The sequence below is a fragment of the Candidatus Arsenophonus phytopathogenicus genome, assembly GCF_056113345.1.
On the sequence record NZ_JBUIOB010000019.1, the window covers coordinates 469,144 to 485,655 of the forward strand.

At 37.5% G+C, this 16,512-nt stretch carries 27 protein-coding genes, 1 tRNA gene and 1 pseudogene; 21 read left to right on the forward strand and 8 right to left on the reverse strand.

Going from position 1 to position 16,512, the window contains the following annotated elements; all coding sequences use genetic code 11:
* Positions 1–240: 240 nt before the first annotated feature.
* From AC01GB_RS17125 to AC01GB_RS17145, 5 genes are all read right to left on the reverse strand, one after another.
* A complete protein-coding gene (locus AC01GB_RS17125) occupies positions 241–651 on the reverse strand; it encodes a hypothetical protein (protein ID WP_474452814.1) in 411 nt (136 codons plus the stop codon).
* Complete coding sequence (locus AC01GB_RS17130) at positions 551–946, reverse strand: replication protein (RefSeq protein ID WP_474452815.1); 396 nt, start codon at positions 944–946, stop codon at positions 551–553. Before AC01GB_RS17130 ends, AC01GB_RS17125 begins: the two co-directional genes overlap by 101 nt.
* A gap of 37 nt (positions 947–983) precedes the next feature.
* Positions 984–1,157, reverse strand: coding sequence for a hypothetical protein (locus tag AC01GB_RS17135; protein ID WP_474452816.1), 174 nt, complete (start codon positions 1,155–1,157; stop codon positions 984–986).
* Between the two features lie 72 nt (positions 1,158–1,229).
* Positions 1,230–1,595: a hypothetical protein gene (locus AC01GB_RS17140; RefSeq protein WP_474452817.1), complete on the reverse strand. Its 366-nt coding sequence runs from the start codon at positions 1,593–1,595 to the stop codon at positions 1,230–1,232.
* A gap of 108 nt (positions 1,596–1,703) precedes the next feature.
* Complete coding sequence (locus AC01GB_RS17145) at positions 1,704–1,940, reverse strand: transcriptional regulator (RefSeq protein ID WP_474452818.1); 237 nt, start codon at positions 1,938–1,940, stop codon at positions 1,704–1,706.
* Between the two features lie 127 nt (positions 1,941–2,067).
* Between AC01GB_RS17145 and AC01GB_RS17150 the strand changes: the two genes are divergently transcribed.
* From AC01GB_RS17150 to AC01GB_RS17160, 3 genes are all read left to right on the forward strand, one after another.
* Positions 2,068–2,457, forward strand: coding sequence for a helix-turn-helix domain-containing protein (locus tag AC01GB_RS17150; RefSeq protein ID WP_474452819.1), 390 nt, complete (start codon positions 2,068–2,070; stop codon positions 2,455–2,457).
* A 430-nt stretch (positions 2,458–2,887) separates the two neighbouring features.
* Entirely contained in the window at positions 2,888–3,238 is a 351-nt protein-coding gene (locus AC01GB_RS17155) for a transcriptional antitermination N peptide (RefSeq protein WP_474452820.1), read from the forward strand.
* Between the two features lie 371 nt (positions 3,239–3,609).
* Entirely contained in the window at positions 3,610–3,867 is a 258-nt protein-coding gene (locus tag AC01GB_RS17160) for a hypothetical protein (RefSeq protein WP_474452821.1), read from the forward strand.
* Between the two features lie 64 nt (positions 3,868–3,931).
* On the opposite strand, the gene AC01GB_RS17165 is transcribed toward AC01GB_RS17160, so the two are convergent.
* Together AC01GB_RS17165 and AC01GB_RS17170 are read right to left on the reverse strand one after the other, a co-directional pair.
* On the reverse strand, positions 3,932–4,603 hold the full coding sequence (locus AC01GB_RS17165; protein WP_474452822.1) for a helix-turn-helix transcriptional regulator: 672 nt from the start codon (positions 4,601–4,603) through the stop codon (positions 3,932–3,934).
* A 50-nt stretch (positions 4,604–4,653) separates the two neighbouring features.
* Positions 4,654–5,067: a CCDC90 family protein gene (locus AC01GB_RS17170; RefSeq protein ID WP_474452823.1), complete on the reverse strand. Its 414-nt coding sequence runs from the start codon at positions 5,065–5,067 to the stop codon at positions 4,654–4,656.
* 102 nt (positions 5,068–5,169) lie between these two features.
* Here AC01GB_RS17170 and AC01GB_RS17175 point away from each other — a divergent pair, with 102 nt between their 5' ends.
* From AC01GB_RS17175 to rplY, 15 genes and pseudogenes are all read left to right on the forward strand, one after another.
* Entirely contained in the window at positions 5,170–5,973 is an 804-nt protein-coding gene (locus AC01GB_RS17175; protein WP_474452824.1) for a KilA-N domain-containing protein, read from the forward strand.
* A 313-nt stretch (positions 5,974–6,286) separates the two neighbouring features.
* Complete coding sequence (locus AC01GB_RS17180) at positions 6,287–6,814, forward strand: Rha family transcriptional regulator (protein ID WP_474452825.1); 528 nt, start codon at positions 6,287–6,289, stop codon at positions 6,812–6,814.
* A 101-nt stretch (positions 6,815–6,915) separates the two neighbouring features.
* On the forward strand, positions 6,916–7,677 hold the full coding sequence (locus tag AC01GB_RS17185) for an antA/AntB antirepressor family protein (protein ID WP_474452826.1): 762 nt from the start codon (positions 6,916–6,918) through the stop codon (positions 7,675–7,677).
* A 62-nt stretch (positions 7,678–7,739) separates the two neighbouring features.
* Positions 7,740–7,877: a hypothetical protein gene (locus AC01GB_RS17190; protein WP_474452827.1), complete on the forward strand. Its 138-nt coding sequence runs from the start codon at positions 7,740–7,742 to the stop codon at positions 7,875–7,877.
* Entirely contained in the window at positions 7,867–8,028 is a 162-nt protein-coding gene (locus AC01GB_RS17195) for a hypothetical protein (RefSeq protein WP_474452828.1), read from the forward strand. Before AC01GB_RS17190 ends, AC01GB_RS17195 begins: the two co-directional genes overlap by 11 nt.
* Positions 8,025–8,273 carry a hypothetical protein gene (locus AC01GB_RS17200; protein ID WP_474449779.1) on the forward strand — a complete coding sequence of 83 codons (249 nt, stop codon included), beginning with the start codon at positions 8,025–8,027 and terminating at the stop codon, positions 8,271–8,273. Before AC01GB_RS17195 ends, AC01GB_RS17200 begins: the two co-directional genes overlap by 4 nt.
* Positions 8,270–9,019, forward strand: a complete 750-nt coding sequence (locus AC01GB_RS17205; protein WP_474452829.1) for a Sak single strand annealing protein — start codon at positions 8,270–8,272, stop codon at positions 9,017–9,019. Before AC01GB_RS17200 ends, AC01GB_RS17205 begins: the two co-directional genes overlap by 4 nt.
* On the forward strand, positions 8,928–9,548 hold the full coding sequence (locus AC01GB_RS17210) for a lambda exonuclease family protein (RefSeq protein ID WP_474452935.1): 621 nt from the start codon (positions 8,928–8,930) through the stop codon (positions 9,546–9,548). Before AC01GB_RS17205 ends, AC01GB_RS17210 begins: the two co-directional genes overlap by 92 nt.
* Positions 9,500–9,940, forward strand: coding sequence for a single-stranded DNA-binding protein (locus AC01GB_RS17215; RefSeq protein ID WP_474452830.1), 441 nt, complete (start codon positions 9,500–9,502; stop codon positions 9,938–9,940). Before AC01GB_RS17210 ends, AC01GB_RS17215 begins: the two co-directional genes overlap by 49 nt.
* Before the next feature lie 26 nt (positions 9,941–9,966).
* Positions 9,967–10,089, forward strand: coding sequence for a hypothetical protein (locus AC01GB_RS17220; protein ID WP_474452831.1), 123 nt, complete (start codon positions 9,967–9,969; stop codon positions 10,087–10,089).
* 155 nt (positions 10,090–10,244) lie between these two features.
* Complete coding sequence (locus AC01GB_RS17225) at positions 10,245–10,487, forward strand: hypothetical protein (protein WP_474450232.1); 243 nt, start codon at positions 10,245–10,247, stop codon at positions 10,485–10,487.
* Between the two features lie 218 nt (positions 10,488–10,705).
* Positions 10,706–10,948 carry an excisionase gene (locus tag AC01GB_RS17230; protein ID WP_474449909.1) on the forward strand — a complete coding sequence of 81 codons (243 nt, stop codon included), beginning with the start codon at positions 10,706–10,708 and terminating at the stop codon, positions 10,946–10,948.
* A complete protein-coding gene (locus tag AC01GB_RS17235) occupies positions 10,905–11,948 on the forward strand; it encodes a tyrosine-type recombinase/integrase (RefSeq protein WP_474452832.1) in 1,044 nt (347 codons plus the stop codon). The genes AC01GB_RS17230 and AC01GB_RS17235 overlap by 44 nt, the downstream gene beginning before the upstream one ends.
* Positions 11,949–12,016: 68 nt before the next feature.
* Positions 12,017–12,301: pseudogene (locus AC01GB_RS17240) on the forward strand (ATP-dependent helicase); the annotation flags it as partial.
* A 210-nt stretch (positions 12,302–12,511) separates the two neighbouring features.
* A complete protein-coding gene (gene rplY / locus AC01GB_RS17245; protein ID WP_474452833.1) occupies positions 12,512–12,793 on the forward strand; it encodes a 50S ribosomal protein L25 in 282 nt (93 codons plus the stop codon).
* A 77-nt stretch (positions 12,794–12,870) separates the two neighbouring features.
* On the opposite strand, the gene yejK is transcribed toward rplY, so the two are convergent.
* Entirely contained in the window at positions 12,871–13,875 is a 1,005-nt protein-coding gene (yejK, locus tag AC01GB_RS17250; protein WP_474452936.1) for a nucleoid-associated protein YejK, read from the reverse strand.
* 259 nt (positions 13,876–14,134) lie between these two features.
* Here yejK and AC01GB_RS17255 point away from each other — a divergent pair, with 259 nt between their 5' ends.
* From AC01GB_RS17255 to AC01GB_RS17265, 3 genes are all read left to right on the forward strand, one after another.
* Entirely contained in the window at positions 14,135–14,362 is a 228-nt protein-coding gene (locus tag AC01GB_RS17255) for a DUF1414 domain-containing protein (RefSeq protein WP_474452834.1), read from the forward strand.
* A gap of 20 nt (positions 14,363–14,382) precedes the next feature.
* Entirely contained in the window at positions 14,383–16,128 is a 1,746-nt protein-coding gene (yejM, locus tag AC01GB_RS17260) for an LPS biosynthesis-modulating metalloenzyme YejM (RefSeq protein WP_474452835.1), read from the forward strand.
* Positions 16,129–16,202: 74 nt separating this feature from the next.
* Positions 16,203–16,279, forward strand: a tRNA-Pro gene (locus tag AC01GB_RS17265).
* The last annotated feature ends 233 nt before the right edge of the window (positions 16,280–16,512 follow it).

A 16,512-nucleotide genomic window follows, 5' to 3' on the forward strand; every position in this document is an offset into this window, starting at 1 on the left:
ATCGCATTCTGAGCGACGATAAAATTTTAGCGGTACATAAACATTTAAATCTAGAAAACGGCTTAGGGTGGATTACAGAGCGCTTTAAGGGGTATTTGAATGGTAAATTGAGATTGAATTTTAAATCTGAGGTAAAAATTCTAAATTTTAACTTCGGTCATTCGCTCTGCCCTCCTTGACTGAATTACTACTTGATAACTCATAACGCCCCTTCCCTTGTTTTGGTTACCGTGTCAGGTCTTAGCAGATAATCAAAACTTGCTCTCCAGCCTCGGTCATTTTCACCGAAATACCAAGGATTAGCGGTTTCAACAAATACTTCAAAATAATTTCTAGCAGCATCAACCGAAGGATTTTTGAATTCTTTCCAGAATTTACCCCAATAGCCCGTTTACGTTTGTCATTCAGTGATTCTGCATTGGGTAATCTGTCACCTACCGTCTCGTTATAAACTTGTAGGATTTCCTGATAGGGGATTTTGGTTTTTCGGTTGTTAGAAATTAATTTCTCATCATCCCCCTCGTGAGGGGTAAGGGGTGTATTATTATATTTAATTATATTTGGAATAATATCTTTGGTGTTCCCCTGTTTTGAGGGATAGCCATCCCCCGTTTTGGGTATAAACCCCTGTTTTAGGGGATTTTCCCTCATTTTGAGGGACTTCCCATTCATTGATATTTTTATTGATACCAATTAATTTTCCTTTTGAACTTACAATATTTATTTCAATCAATTGAACTCGTGTTTCACTCACTCTTTTGATAGGAAGATTTGTAATTTCAGCGAGTTGAGAATTTGAAATTCTATCTTGTTTTTTCTGCCAACCATAGGTTAACCGAACAATAGCTAAAACGACTTTAAATTGACGTTTAGTTAAATTAGAGCCAGCTATCGCTTCAAGTAACTCATTGGCTATTCTGGTATACCCATTTTCAATATCAGCCACGGCATTCTCCCTGACTTCGTTTTTAACTCTGTAATCATCAAGACGGGTGACTGTTGCAGCCATTTTTAACTCCTTGTAACTTTCTGAATTCTGATACTAACCGACGTGCAAAATCTTTATTTTTTGATGCAGCAACCAATAACCCATCAGGACTATCTGGATGGGCTTTTTCTTGATGGTTTTTATTGATAAACCGCCGCTTTTTTGGCATAATGACTTCGTTGAAACTGAAAGAAAAAAGGGAAATTCTCTGTTTCCCTTCTCCTTGAAATACTAACTAAACTCAAAGTTCGATATGATATTTGCAGGCTCCATTGTTTTTGAACTCTGGAGCTTCTTTTTTTGGCAATCTCAAATGCTCCAACATATCAATCAGCTTGCGTATTTCTTCACCTGAGATATTTGTAATAACAACTTCCTGTGTCGATGAATCAGGCACATTCACCACATGCCTTGGCAAGCCGTATTCTGAAACAACCTGACAGGCTAATTTAAATATTCTGGTTTTATCCCGACTCGCTGTTGAGGGGTGAATCCCTAGTGATTTGGCAAACCCGTTATTACCGCCTTCCGAAGCTATCTTCTGGTAGAAGTAAGATTCTAAATGCTCAGGTTTGCAGGTGATTTTGATAGTATTTGAATATTCCATGTTTATAATCCTTAAGTAATAAAATTCCCTACCTCGATATTCCTATGAGGTTGTGGTGGCTCTAACGCTTATTCAGAGCGAGTCAAAATGTAAAAGAACGGGGGTTACTTAGATGGCATTTTGCTTATCAGCAGGGATGCCATCTGTTGGGTTTGGGTAAATGTCAGGGCGTAACTCGTGGGGAGTGATCTGCCACTCTAAAACTTTAGCCATTGAAAAAACGCATTCAGCAGGAACACGATTTTTAAACCAAATACTAATTGTCTGAGGACGTTTACCCAATTTACGACCTAACTCAGACTGAGTCGTGATAGCAAATATTTTATTTTGTAGATCTATATCCATACGAACTCCTCCAATTAGCTTTTATGATATTACATATTTAATTTTAAATTTAAAATTATATTTGCAATGTTAATACCAAAAAAATTTTGTATGCTTTAATAGTAATAATTATTTAATGGATAAAAGTATGAGTTTTCCTAAAAGACTTCAGCAAGTGTTAGATGAGCTAGGCTGGAATCAATCAGAACTGGCCCGTAGAATGGGAGTTAAGCCCCAATCTGTTCAAGGTTGGTTAAAAAATGTAATACCCAGAATGGATAAGCTTAAGAAATTATCTGAAGTAACAAGAAGACCTGTAGATTGGTTCTTCTCCGATAAATTAACAAATCAAGAAAATAAAAGTCATGAAACTTTTTCTATGAAAAAAAACGCACTTACGGAAAAGCAAAAGATGATATTACAATTATTTGAATCCCTTCCTGAAAGTGATGTTGATTTGATTCTAAAAGAACTAGAAATGAAAAAAAGTTTTTATGAAAAGAAAATAGCAGAACTTTTAAAACAAAAAAGAATATAGTCTAAACTCTTTCATCCCCTCTTTTTTAAATTTTATTTATAAACAAATCAAATTCACACGCCCATAATTACAAATTAAATTATAAAATTTATTGACAATTTAAATTTTAATTTGTAGATTATATTCCATCAACTCACTGCAACAGGCAAACGCCAGACAATACCACGAGTTATCTGAAACGTTGCTAAGTAGCCAGCCTGAGGCATATGAACATGAAGGCAAGTGACGACACTTAAGCAGTACCGCTCTTTAACACCCTTTCGCTAAAAAAGCGAACCATAAAACACCCAAACAGTCGGTTTGGGGTGTGTGAAATAACCAAAATACAGTCATTAAGTTAAAAACCAACACCAGGGAACTACCAATATGACTGTAAATATAATCCGGATACCTCCGGCACACACCACCAAAACCCATTGTAGGAGGTAATATGTGTGACTTTCATGGTTATGATAATGCTCGTAGTCGTCGACATGAGCGTAGAAGAGCCAGGCAAGCAGCTTATAACTATAACAAAGCACTTAATATGGCATTGAAAGCAGCGTTAAATCCAAGTAAACCCTCTCAGCAACAAACAACACCAAACACCAAGCGCCCTCTCCTTTCTCTGAAAAGAAAGGTGATGAGTCGTGTAGAAAAAGCAATATCAATTCGCCCTACTAAAGTTTATGACTCATTTGATAATTGCTGTCTGCCAAAAGCGGCTTTGTATAGCTCCTCACTTTTTAACAGTAAACCTAAATCCAGTTTTGGAGTAACCGCTAATGTTAAAAGGTGTTAAAAATGATTTTGACAGTAGATAAAAATTAAACCTAACGGTAATAACAGTACCTCAATCGTCGAGTTAGACGAAAACGCATCCGTTATTATCATGCCAACGAGAATTTAATTACCATATTTGACATCCTCCCCGTCCTTCAAAGCTGGGAAACACCCTCTTGTGTGCCAAATTACTTTAACCCATAGTCAGTTTCAAGATGTGTGAATGCGGCTCTGTGCTCGTGGGACAGTCACCGCTATATAGTAATCTAACTTTTAGCTAGATATAGTAGTTTGATTGTATTTACCCGTCCGTCATGACTGTAATCGGACACTGGGAGGCACCCAGCACACATCACTAAAACTTATTTGTATTTAGGAGGAATATACATCATGAAACTAGACAATCCACTCATTATAACGGCAAAGCACCCCAATATGGGCAATCTGGTTGGGGTGACTAACGGCAGTCGTGATTTGAACGATTCAAGATACTTAAGCAGTATTGATATATGGAATGACGACGACATGGAGACACGCACTTTTAAAACAATCATACAGTGCTTAAAAAAAGAAAATGATTGTCTAAAAAGAGAAAATCGCAGACTCATGAGGATATATCGTGAAATTGGCGGGCTGTGCAGGACTTGAACCTGCAACCGAGGGATTAAGAGTCCACTGCTTTACCAACTGAGCTAATAATCCACAATATTTGTTATAGTAAGCCCTTTAACAAAAATGGTGGAAAGTAATTATCAAAACCTTCAGCGATACCATAATCTCTCAGTTGTTTTCGGGTGTAAATATCAATCTTTTTATATATCTGTTGTATTATTTGCTCTACAACACAAGAATAGGTACCTAACCGCAATGCGATTTCTTGATTACTCATAAGTTTCATCGCGAAAAATAGCACATTAAGTTCTTCAGTCGTAAATAAATTATTCGGTGGATGATTTGTTAAAAAAGAAGAGACAGTAGGATTTTTAAAGAAATATGTTGACAATAATACGGGAGGGATTTTTCTCGCGTGACAAATAGTCCCGGCAACTTTATTCTGACTGTAATACGGGATTGTTTCAGTTAAAAAAGTTTGTAATGTTTTTTCTGTTCCTGTGATGTGAGTAATAATAGAAAATATTGACTTACCATATTGGTGAACAATTTGTTCGTGGCTATCAATTGTGTCAGCATATTCACTCCATGATATTGGGCACTCAGAGGCTAGTCTTCCTTCAATATCGAAATTCATTGGCAAACAAGAAATATCAAAGGCAGCTTTATTAGCATAGACAAAACGTAATTCAGTACTTTTTATATCCCAATAATCTTTCTGTTTTTCCATACACGAGATAAGATGATTAGTTCGTACATGACTAGTTTTCATATTTTTCATAGCCTTAACATGTGAATTGAGCTAATAACACACAATATTTATTATAACGCAGGCATCAAAAAGGCTTTCACCACTAGAGAAAGAATACCTAAAATACCCGCACCTAACATCCAGCGCATTAACTTTTGTTCAGCCCGAATTCCTGACATCTCAAGTTGCAGGTCTTTACGGGTTATTTCCATATCTTTATCTTTGCGGACATCTGATATTTTAGAATCAGTTTTATCGAAGAGATTAATCATATCCTTACGAACTTCTGAGATTTCAGCCGATAAGTCTTTGCAGACATCAGCAATATCACGTTTAACTTCTGCAATATCAGCTTTAGTCGCTACATCAGCAACCTCATGTGACTTACGTACGATAAGTGAAATAGCTCTAGCCTGTTCTCTCGAAATACCAGCACTTTCTAGTTCTTCTGATGCCTGTAGTGTATCAAATGCAACCTGACCCATAGGGATAATCCTCCTGTTTTTGTAAGTATAACAGGTTTAGGGCTCAATCCGCAAAATCTATCACATGTATAACTTAATTCGTTTAATTACGGAGAAATTTTTATGTCTAAATTAATTGTTATCGAAAATACCATTGTTCGTCAAGATGTTTTCGAGCGTTATTGTCTTAATGATTTACACCGTACCGCCGTTGCACAAGGTAAAGCGACAGAGTCGCAACGGCCTTCTGTGTTTCTCAGAAGCGAAGGTATCAGCACTTTTGCACAAAAAGTAAGCGAAGCATCGCAGAGTGCTTCGGTCAATATCATCAAAGGAGGCCTTGAATCTGGCAGCTGGGCAGTTGAAATTATCGCCATCCGATATGCAGCATGGATAGACCCTGCTTTTGAAGTTCAGGTTTACGAGCGATTTAGAGATTCAGTAAAAAGCAATAACGGCGTACTGGTCGAAAAAGTACAAGCTGGCTTGGCAATGATCGCGTTTTACAAACAAGAGTTACGTATCGCCCCTTCTGGTCTACTTGGCTCAATGAAAAAACTGCAATCTTCCCTTGGTATGCCGGATATATTACCCGCTTACGCTGTTGATGCACCAGAAGGGAGTTTAACGGGTTCAAGCGAAGTGACGCATTCTTTCACGGAGCTTTTATTGCTTCATGGCAAACCCTATACGGCACAATCTGGTTATCGGCGGCTACAACTGCTAGGACTTGCTGAGCGTAAATCGCGCCCTAGCAGTAAACATCCTGACAAGGAAAAACTATTTTGGTCATTGACAGAGAAAGGGCTACAGTTTGGTAAAAATCTGACTGACCCAAATCATCCCCGGCAGACTCAGCCTCATTTCTATGATAACCAGTTCCCTAGGCTGTTAGGTGTCATGATGAACGGGATTGCAGCAGCATAATAAAAACATTGACATTTTAAATACCCATTGACGGAAGAAGAAATTATGCGCTATAGTTTATTTGCATCTGATAAATCAGGTGTCGGGATTAGCGTTCCGCTGTAACTAAACAGGCGCATAGCACGCCGAGAGCGTGTTTTTTTATGCGTTAGTCTGCCATATCAAAGAATCAATGGTGGGCTGGATGGGGGAGCCGAAAGGCTCGCCGGGTCCTGTTTAGCCGGTAACGCTAACTCCATTCAGTTCGCCACCAATCAGAGGTTAGCGTCTCTCGGTGGTGATTATCCTCTTAACTAAACAGGTAATCATTACTATGACTACTCAATTATCTACTATTAATCCGAAAGTTACAGTTCATAATGGCAAAGCTATTACTGCATCTCAAGACGTTGCTGATTATTTTGGTAAACAACACAAACATGTTTTAGCAAAAATAGAATCCCTTGATTGTTCTAGAGAATTTATGACGGCCAATTTTTCGGCCGTCGTAGTAAAAGTTCAAGCGGGTTTCAATCAACGTGATTCTAAAACCTACGAAATGACCAAAGATGGTTTCGTATTTTTAGTCATGAGTTTTACAGGTAAAAAAGCAGCGCAATTTAAAGAAGCCTACATTGCTGAATTCAATCGCATGGAAGCACAATTACACAATGCTGTTACCGTAACAGGTAATACCAACAAAATTCTTCTCACCCTGCTACCAAATGGCAAAGTAGATAGCGCCCGTGTTATTCACGACAACGAATATGTTGCCTCACTTGAGTCACTCTTCGAAATTGGCCCTCGAGCTGGTTATATGATTATTCATAAAGATGCATTAATCAAAAAACTCTCTGAATAACTGATTTTTCCTTTATCACGCTTCCGTTCCAAACGGAGACGTGCATCACATTAACAAACATCAACATTCATTCATCAATTTAACTATTGAGAGATACCCTTATGCAAAATTTAATCAATATTGAAACAAAAAACTTTAGTGGTGAATTAATCCAGACGGTTAATGCCCGTGATTTACATGCGTTTTTGGAAAGTAAGCAAGATTTTTCTACATGGATGAAGAAACGAATTTCAGATTATGGATTTGTTGAAAATAAAGACTTTATTCGCCTCCACAAAAAAATGGAAGCCAACAACGCTACTATAATCGACTACCACATTTCCCTCGATATGGCCAAAGAGCTATCAATGGTTGAGCGTAACGAAAAAGGGAAACAGGCTAGACAGTACTTTATTGAATGTGAAAGACGGATTTTACAGCCGAAATTATCTAATGACCCAACAACTTTAGGCTTACCTAATTTCCTTGACCCTGCTGAATCCGCAATTGCATGGGCTGAGCAACATAAAAAGGTTCAACTGTTAGATATACAGGTTCAACAACTTGAAACCGAAATCGATAGCCTAAAAAATCTATTCCAGGTTGGCATGTCACCTGTCCAGTTTTGCAAACAACTTAATAGCGTAAACATTAACCAGGTCAACCTTTTTCTCGAATCGCGCCATTTTCTCTACGATGCAGAAAAGGATATCAGCAAATCTCATGTCTGGCGTGTGCATTCCTATGCGAGAGATACCTATCTAACCGAATCCCCCTTCATCATGACAAACGATTACGGGCAACGTCAGTGTTACAAAATCGTTCTGCTAAAAAGGGGGCTTCATGGCTATATCACCAATACCTCAAAGGTAAGCTACCCATGAAAAAAGACTGGAACGGTGAATTCACTCACGACAAATATCATCAGGTGGCATAAGGGGGAACCATGTACAAAGACAAAAGCCTGTTAGTACTGGCAAGACAGGCAGCAAAGTTAGCGATTGATACCCAACGACAAGATATATGGCTAATCGCTTTATCACTGCAACTAAAAGCTTATGGGAAAAATCATCATGCCACTTAAATCTGAAAAGGCGAAAAAACGCCATCTTAAAGAAAAAATTATCACCCTGCTACTGGATTCATCCTTTTCACAAAATGAAGTCGAGTTATTACTCGCAGAGATTAAAGCCAGAAAAAACAGGATGCTATTCCAGCTCAAGGAGGTCAAATGAACCCTTACGCTATGCAAGATTACGGGTACGAACAACAGCAAGAAATTGCTTATTGGGAAGACAGACTGGACGACGAAATCAGCGAACTTGTCCAGCCTGTTTATGACTGCCTACCTTCCTCCGTCATGAGAAAACTCAGTAATGAGGATTTTGACGATATCTGGCAGGCGCTGTTTGACCATTTCAAAAATGAGCACATTCATCGATACAAAGCAATTCGAGCGCCTAAGAGGAAATATCTATGAGCGAAATACAACATACCGAAAAAGAAAAAAGTTTTCAACAGCAAGTTTGGGAAACGCTTTCTGCCATTAATGTTAACGAAAAAATAGAAAAGAAAAACGGACTTTCTTATCTCTCATGGGCATGGGCGTGGGGCGTATTAATGGCGCACTACCCAGAATCTTACTATGTCATTGAACCCATCAACTATAACGATGATGGCAGTGCCATGGTGTCATTAACCCTCACCATTAAACAGGGTGATAACGAATTTCCCCGCAAAATGTGGTTACCCGTTATGGATTACCGGAATCAGGCGATTTCTAACCCTAACGCCATTAATATCAACAAAGCGCTGATGCGTTGCCTCACTAAAGCCATTTCAATGTTTGGATTAGGGTTTTATATCTATGCCGGTGAAGATTTACCTGAGCAGGAAAAAGTCGTGATACAACAAGAACAGGCACAACAAAAAGCCCGTTACGAGCAATTAATCAAGGAATTAAAAACCGCAGCAAAAGGGGGTGTTGAGTCGATGAAAACCCATTGGCAACAGTTAACACTAGAAGAGAAAGAAATTATTGGCGAAGAAAACAAAATGGCGATTTATCGCAATATTGCAATGAAAAATGAGGCTCATCATGAAGCAGAAAACGGACGAGTGGTTTCAGGCAAGACTGGGGAAAGTCACCGCCAGCAATTTACACAAGGTGTTATCCAAAGGCAAGGGGACAACACAACGAAACTACCTCATGCAGTTAGTCTGTGAAACCCTGACCGGGCGACGAGAAGAAATTAAAACCAGTCAGGCGATTGAACGAGGCATTGCCCTTGAACCTCAAGCCAGAGCACGATATTGCCTCAATGAGTTTGATGTCACGGTCACCGAAGTTGGCTTTATTCCCCACCCGACTATTGCGCTATTTGGCGCAAGTCCTGACGGCCTGGTTAATGATGATGGACTTATCGAAATTAAATGCCCCAACACCACTACCCACATTGAAACCATTATTACAGGAAAACCTAAATACGAATACCTGTTACAAATGCACGGCCAAATGATGTGCACAGGCAGAAACTGGTGCGATTTTGTCAGCTATGATGACAGACTTCCCCCCAACCTTGCTTACTATAAAACCCGAATTATCAAGGATGATGATTTAGTTAACGAGATTGAACAGGCCGTTCAAGCATTTATCGAAAAGCTGAAATCAGAAATCAACAGAATTAATCAAAAAGTGGAGGCATCATGGCAAACCAGAATCAGTGTCACTTTACCGGACGCATCGGAAAATTAGAAGTCCGCTATACCCAGGATAAAATTCCCATCACCGTATTCTCTCTCGCTATCAGTAAATCAAGGAAAGATGACAGAGGCCAATGGATTGATGACACCACATGGATAAATTGCAAGGCATTTAAGCAAATAGCCGAATATATCAATAATTATGCACAAAAAGGCACATTTGTTCGTGTCACTGCCTCCTACAAGGAAAATAAATGGACAGACAAATCCGGTCAGCAAAGGATATCCCCCGAATTTTTAGTCAATGACATTGAAATTTTGAGCAACCGGAAGGAAAGAAAACCGCAGGAAAGTCAAAGTAGACCGAATCTGCCAACCACTAACCAGCCAAACAGTAACGCTATTCATCAAACTGATTTTGAAGACGAAGACATACCTTTCTAGACGCTAATTATACCGGAGGTTAAGCAATGAAACTTAACATCATCAAACTATTAATCACAACATTAGTATTTATCAGTGCAGCGTTCGCCTTCGAATTGATAGTTGGACATCTTTCGCATGCCGATACCATTCGAAAGGTAAGCCTTTAACTATTAAAAAAGACCAGCGCAAGGCTGGCCAACACCAGGGAAAATGTTGCTGTTAACCAACACACAACGGAAACAATGCTATCACAAATAACCTTATAAATAATAATGTTTTAATCAACATTTACATTCATGTAATCAATAACCGGAGAAATCCTATGAATAACGTCCATCAATACCGAACAACGTTACATCATGTAAAAGCTGGTATACAGGTTATTTATCATGGTGAGATGATGAAAATAATTAGATTGAAGGAGAAAAAATTAACAAACAAGGGGTTGATATATCAATTTGATACCGATGGAGAAAGTAAAACATTAACCGGAAAAGGCGGCAATAAAATCACTGTATTAGAAAAAATAGACGACTTGCATAAAAGTAAAAGCTGGTATGTTTAGGAGATGAAGTGAAGTATGACCTGATACTCCCAGACCCACCCTGGCAATACCAAAACAAAGCATCAAACGGCGCAGCAAATAAATCCTAGCACTCCCTCCAAATCATGCCCCTCACCTAACAAAGAACGAATATAACCATTAGTGCTTAGGCTATCTGTTTTTGTGGGGCAATGAAGCGCCTGAGAATAGTGTGAGTTTTTGAATGAGGATAAATAAACATGATTACTTTAGCGGAATGGAACGCTCGAAGGGACAGGCCACGCCGAATGGATACCGTCAGAATTTGGGCAAGAAATGGACTAATTCAGCCCCCACCCATCAAGGACGGTAGAGAATACCTTGTCGAAGAATACGCCGTCAAAGTCAACAGTCTTAACGAAATTAGCCATCAGAGTTTGTTATTACGAAGGATAGGTCATGACCAGAACCAGAAAAATAAAAAATCGGGATTTGCCCCCTAACCTGTACAAAAGAAACGGGTATTATTCCTATAGAGACCCGCGTACACGGAAAGAATACGGTTTGGGTAGAAACAAAGCCTATGCAATTAACGAGGCTATCAGTGCTAATCAGTTATTACTCAATACAGAGAAAGTAAAACCTCTAACAGAAAGGATTGATGGACAAGGAACTGTCTATTTCCATGAGTTTTTAGATAGATATGAAGAAATATTGAAAACAAGAGGATTAAGAGAAAAAACATTAAAAGATTATAAAAGTAAAGTATTAGCGATAAGAAAAGGAATTCTTGACGCACCAATAGAAAATATTTCTACCAAAATGATTACAGACTTTATTCATACATACATAATTGATGGCAAAACTGCCTCAGCAAGAATTTTCAGAATAACGCTAAAAGATATATTCAATGAAGCATTCTGTTTAGGCATCATAAACAGTAACCCTGCTTTACCTATAAAATCCCCGAAAGTTAAGATACAAAGAACAAGGTTATCTTTGGAGGATTTTAATTTAATTCTGAAATCAATAGGAGATAAATCACATTGGTTAACAATAGCAATGAAATTAGCTTTAGTCACCGGTCAGAGAGTGTCTGATATTGCTAAATTAAAATGGGAAGATATTCATGATGGGAAATTATGGATTGTTCAACAAAAAACCGAAACAAAAATAGCTATTCCTTTAAATATAGAAATAGCAAATATTCCACTATCAACGATATTAGAGTTCAGAAAAAACAATTCAGAATATGTTGTTAATAATGCAGGTAAAAAAGTTTCAGTAGAAAAAATATCGAGAGGATTTAAAAAATTAAGGAATAAAACAGATTTAACATGGGAAGGTACATCACCATCATTTCATGAAATAAGAAGTCTATCTGCAAGATTGTATACGGAAAAACATGGAAGTGAATTTACCCGCAAATTACTAGGTCATAAATCAGCCGAAATGACAGCTAAATATCAGGATGATAGAAACAAAGGATGGATTGAAGTATAATTTATAGTGAATTAACAGTCATTATAGTGATATGATAAATGTAATTGATTGATATATAATATAAAAATATTAAGCAATCTTACTATGATGAAGATGGTAGCAGCGTCTCAGAACTGTTTCGATTAACAACCCCAGCTCAGCGCAAAGTATTTGAACAACGTTTTCTATTGCTCCACCAGCGAGCTCCAGGCCTTCCCTTCCAATGGCAAACTGCAGCCGATATTCTACGTCAAAAGGAATCATTACGTCATCCTAACTTTGTTATCGCTCGCAAAAAAAGCCAGTTTTGGCAAATAAGAGAAAAAATTTTTAACTACCAAGGAAAGTATCGTCTGGCTGACGACCTCTATTAACAACATGATTTCCATTTGTATTTACTATATCGCTGTTTTTGCTGAAATGAATATCAATGCCCTAAAATTAGGACATCTTTTTCATTGCTGTAGAGCATTTTTTTCGCTAAAATGCCGCCCGCTTGATTAGCAATCACTAACAAGTTTTTATTATCGGATCTGCCACTGGGTCGCCTGTCGCAGAGTCTTTTTATATTATGAGAACAAATCATGCTAACGATTAATGCAAAAATCCGCAAAGAGCAGGGTAAGGGTGCGAGCCGCCGCCTGCGTAAAAATAACAAATTACCGGCTATCGTCTATGGTGGTGATCAGGAACCCGTTTCTATTGAACTCAACCATGATGAAATTATCAACCAAGAAAGCAAGCCAGAGTTTTATGAAGTATTAACACTGGTGGTTGATGGGAAAAAAACCAAAGTTAAAGTACAAGCAGTTCAACGTCATCCGTTTAAGCCTAAACTAACCGATATCGATTTCTTGCGGGTTTAATTACGCAAAGTTGCGCTTTTTTACCAAGCCCATTATCAATAACGCCGCTTTTGCGGCGTTATTTGTTTTTACCATCATCAAGGCCTTTTCTTGCCACGCTCTAATTGCTCACGTAAGTTTGGTGGTGTACCTTTAATTGTTAAAGTATCCGTTGCCGGATCCCAAAAAACACGCTCATCAAATAACAAAGCATCAAAATTAATGGTCAAGCCACCACCACTACCTGAATATTTGGTTAATTGTTTGAGAGTCGTACGATCTGGTGGAAAACTTTCTGCCAATTGATAACCATTTTGTTGCGTAAATTCAGCAAAATTTTGCTCTCCTAAAGCGGGTAACGCTTTTGATAAACACTTTAATTCAATTTCTTCTCCGGCCTGTTGTTGCTCATTACAATAGCGATAAACTTGCTGGCGATATTCTTGTGTGGCTGCCTGGTTTAACTCAGACGAATCACAATAATCATTCACGGCTTGCAGTAATTCTTTATTCTGTATTTTAGCATTCATGCCTTCGCTAGCTGACAGAAAATCCATAAAAAAATCAGATACTTTACGCCCGACGCGACCCTTTAAAAAAGTTAAATAACGTTCAGAAGCAGGATTTCTTTCCCATTCTATCAAATCTATGCGAGCAACAATATCAACATGCGGAATATCAAGATAATGAGTAGTATTCAATTCCAGATTATCATTAACAAACATACTATTACAGCTATTTAATACAGCTATCAATAAGTAATCTACCGCCAAATAACGATATTGACAAAACAGTACCACCCCACCTTCTGCAAACGGATATTTTGCCAATTCATCCCGCAAACGAATAGTAGCCGCACGGCTAAATCCCAAAAAGTTTTCATCTCCTTTTCTCAAAGCCACTAATGCTTCAGCTAATTCGCTCGCTTGATTAAAAGTGGCAAAGGCTTTACTTTTAGCGCCATAAATTCGATGCAATTCTGCCATCATTTCTTGCACTATATTATCCGTGCCTAATAAAGAATCACGCAGCACAACCTCTAGTGTTTGTTCATAACGTTTGATCAACTGATGTAAAGCAATCTGGCAAATATCCAGACTCATCATTTACTCCTTATTTTCTTTATGGCATAAAGATCAATGGTATTCAAACATCGATAACTTTTTCCGGCGACTAAAATTGATATCTATTGATATAACATTTTTGTATTATGGGCATATAATAAGATTTGTAACTTATGGAAACCGGTCAATTTAAAATGTTACTAAATGAAATTATCCAGTTAAATTAGACAAAACAGCTACAGCAAAAAACACAATAATACGCTAAAATATAAAGCTTTATTCATTCAGGATTTTTATTATGCCACAATCATCCCGTTATAGTGATGAGCAAATTGAACATCTACTCCTAGAATTAGTCAAGGTATTAGAAAAATATAAAGCTCCAACTGATCTATCATTGATAGTATTAGGTAACATTGTGACAAACTTAATTAATACAACTGTTACACTGACTCAGCGTAAAACTATTGCAGAATCTTTCGCTCAGGCGTTACTTGCTTCTGTTAATGAAGAAAAAATTCACTAATTTAGCAGATAAAATATTACATGGTGACCAACTCTCGAAACTATCGTGAAAAAGTCTCCCAAATGATAAGCTGGGGACACTGGTTTACGTTATTCAATATAGTACTCAGTTTAGTATTAAGTAGCCGATATCTGTTTGTTTTTGATTGGCCGGGTACGTTATTCGGCCGTATTTATGCTATTGTTAGCTGGCTTGGGCATTTTAGCTTTGTTATTTTTGCCTGTTATCTTTTAATCATCTTTCCTATTACTTTCATTATTGGTTCACAGCGACTGCTAAGATTTCTATACACCATCCTTACCACCACCATACTGACTTTTCTCATTTTTGATATTGCATTTTTTTCGCGCTATAATCTCCATATAACACCACTACTGTGGGAGTTATTAATAAATCCTAAAAACGGCGAAATGGCACGAGAATGGCAGTTGATGTTTATTTGTGTGCCAATCATTTTTTTAATTGAGATGTTATTTGCTACCTGGAGTTGGCAAAAATTACGCAGTCTAAACCGTCAACGATTTACTAAACCCTTGGCAGGTATCTTCATCACAGCATTTGTTGCTTCACATTTAATGTATATTTGGGCTGATGCAAATTTTTATCGCCCAATAACTATGCAACGAGCTAATTATCCCCTATCTCATCCAATGACAGCGAGAAAATTTCTTGAACGTTATGGTTATCTCGATCAAGTGGAATATCAACGCAAGATACAACAAGAAGGCAACCCTTCAGCACTGTCTATTGAATATCCACTCAAACCACTTAGCTATCAAAAACAAGAACCAAAGTATAATTTATTACTACTGGTCGTTAATAATCTTAACTATCAAGATACCACTGAAGGTATGCCAGCATTGAATACTGTAAAATCAATCAGTACGCAATTTAATCAACATCTCAGTACAGGTATCCAAAACCAACCGGCGCTATTTAGCCTATTCTACGGTTTATCGCCTAGTTATTTAGATAGTATACTTAATAGCAGAAAACCTTCCGCCCTAATTGAAGCATTAAAATATCAAAACTATCAATTTGGTCTGTTTTCATCGAATGGTTTTAGTTCACCATTATTCCGTCATGCAATTCTGGCAGATTATTCGTTACCCGAAAATACTGCCGGTAATGATTATCAAACTACCAATGAATGGATAAAATGGTTAGATAGCATAGAAAACCAGACTCGGTGGTTTTCTTTTCTCAATCTTAATGGTTTTGATAATCATAAATCGAAAAGTGACAATAAGTTACAATTGGATCATGAGATTAAACGTATAATTGATGAGCTAAAACAAAAAAATATGTTAAACAATACCGTTGTCGTCATTACGGCAAACCATAGTAGCAATCCAGAAACTCATGAAACAACAAAATGCCTCACTAACGGTAAATTTAATCTTAAACAAATGAAGGTACCTTTATGGGTATATTGGCCTAATACCCCGCAACAGCAAATTAATCAGCTAACCAGTCATCAAGATATTATGACCACCTTAATGCAGCGTTTACTTTATGTTGATAATTCACCAGAAGACTATTCTCAAGGCGAAGATCTTTTTACCCCTAAACATAACCAACCCTGGGTTTTATCAGGTGATGAACAAGTACTAATTATTAACTTTACTAATAAAACGCTTTACCTTAATCAAAATGGAAAGGTTTATATCTTTGATGATAAAGGCAATAAAATAACAGATGAAAAACCTGATTTAACTCAACTGCTAAGAGCTTTTGCCGAATCTACCCGTTTTAATACTAATTAATGCTTAAAAATAAAGCGGTCGTAGTACTTGCTATTGATTTTAACCAAAAAAACGGTAGCATAGCGAGCCTATATCGGCATGTAGCGCAGCCTGGTAGCGCACCGTCATGGGGTGTCGGGGGGCGGAGGTTCAAATCCTCTCATGCCGACCAATATTTACTAATAAAAATAATCAGTTATGATTGTTTTTTGTGCCTGAAATTCACCAATGGTAAAATTGGAGTAAAATGATCGATAATTATTGGTGGTTTTCTGCTCTTCCATTGGTCGATCGCATCAAAGACTTCATATAAATCAATTTTCAAAATTTATAATTAAATAAAATAACGTTTAAATTAATACCGCTTAATTTGAGAATAAAATGAAAAAGATAACATTTTTCCTT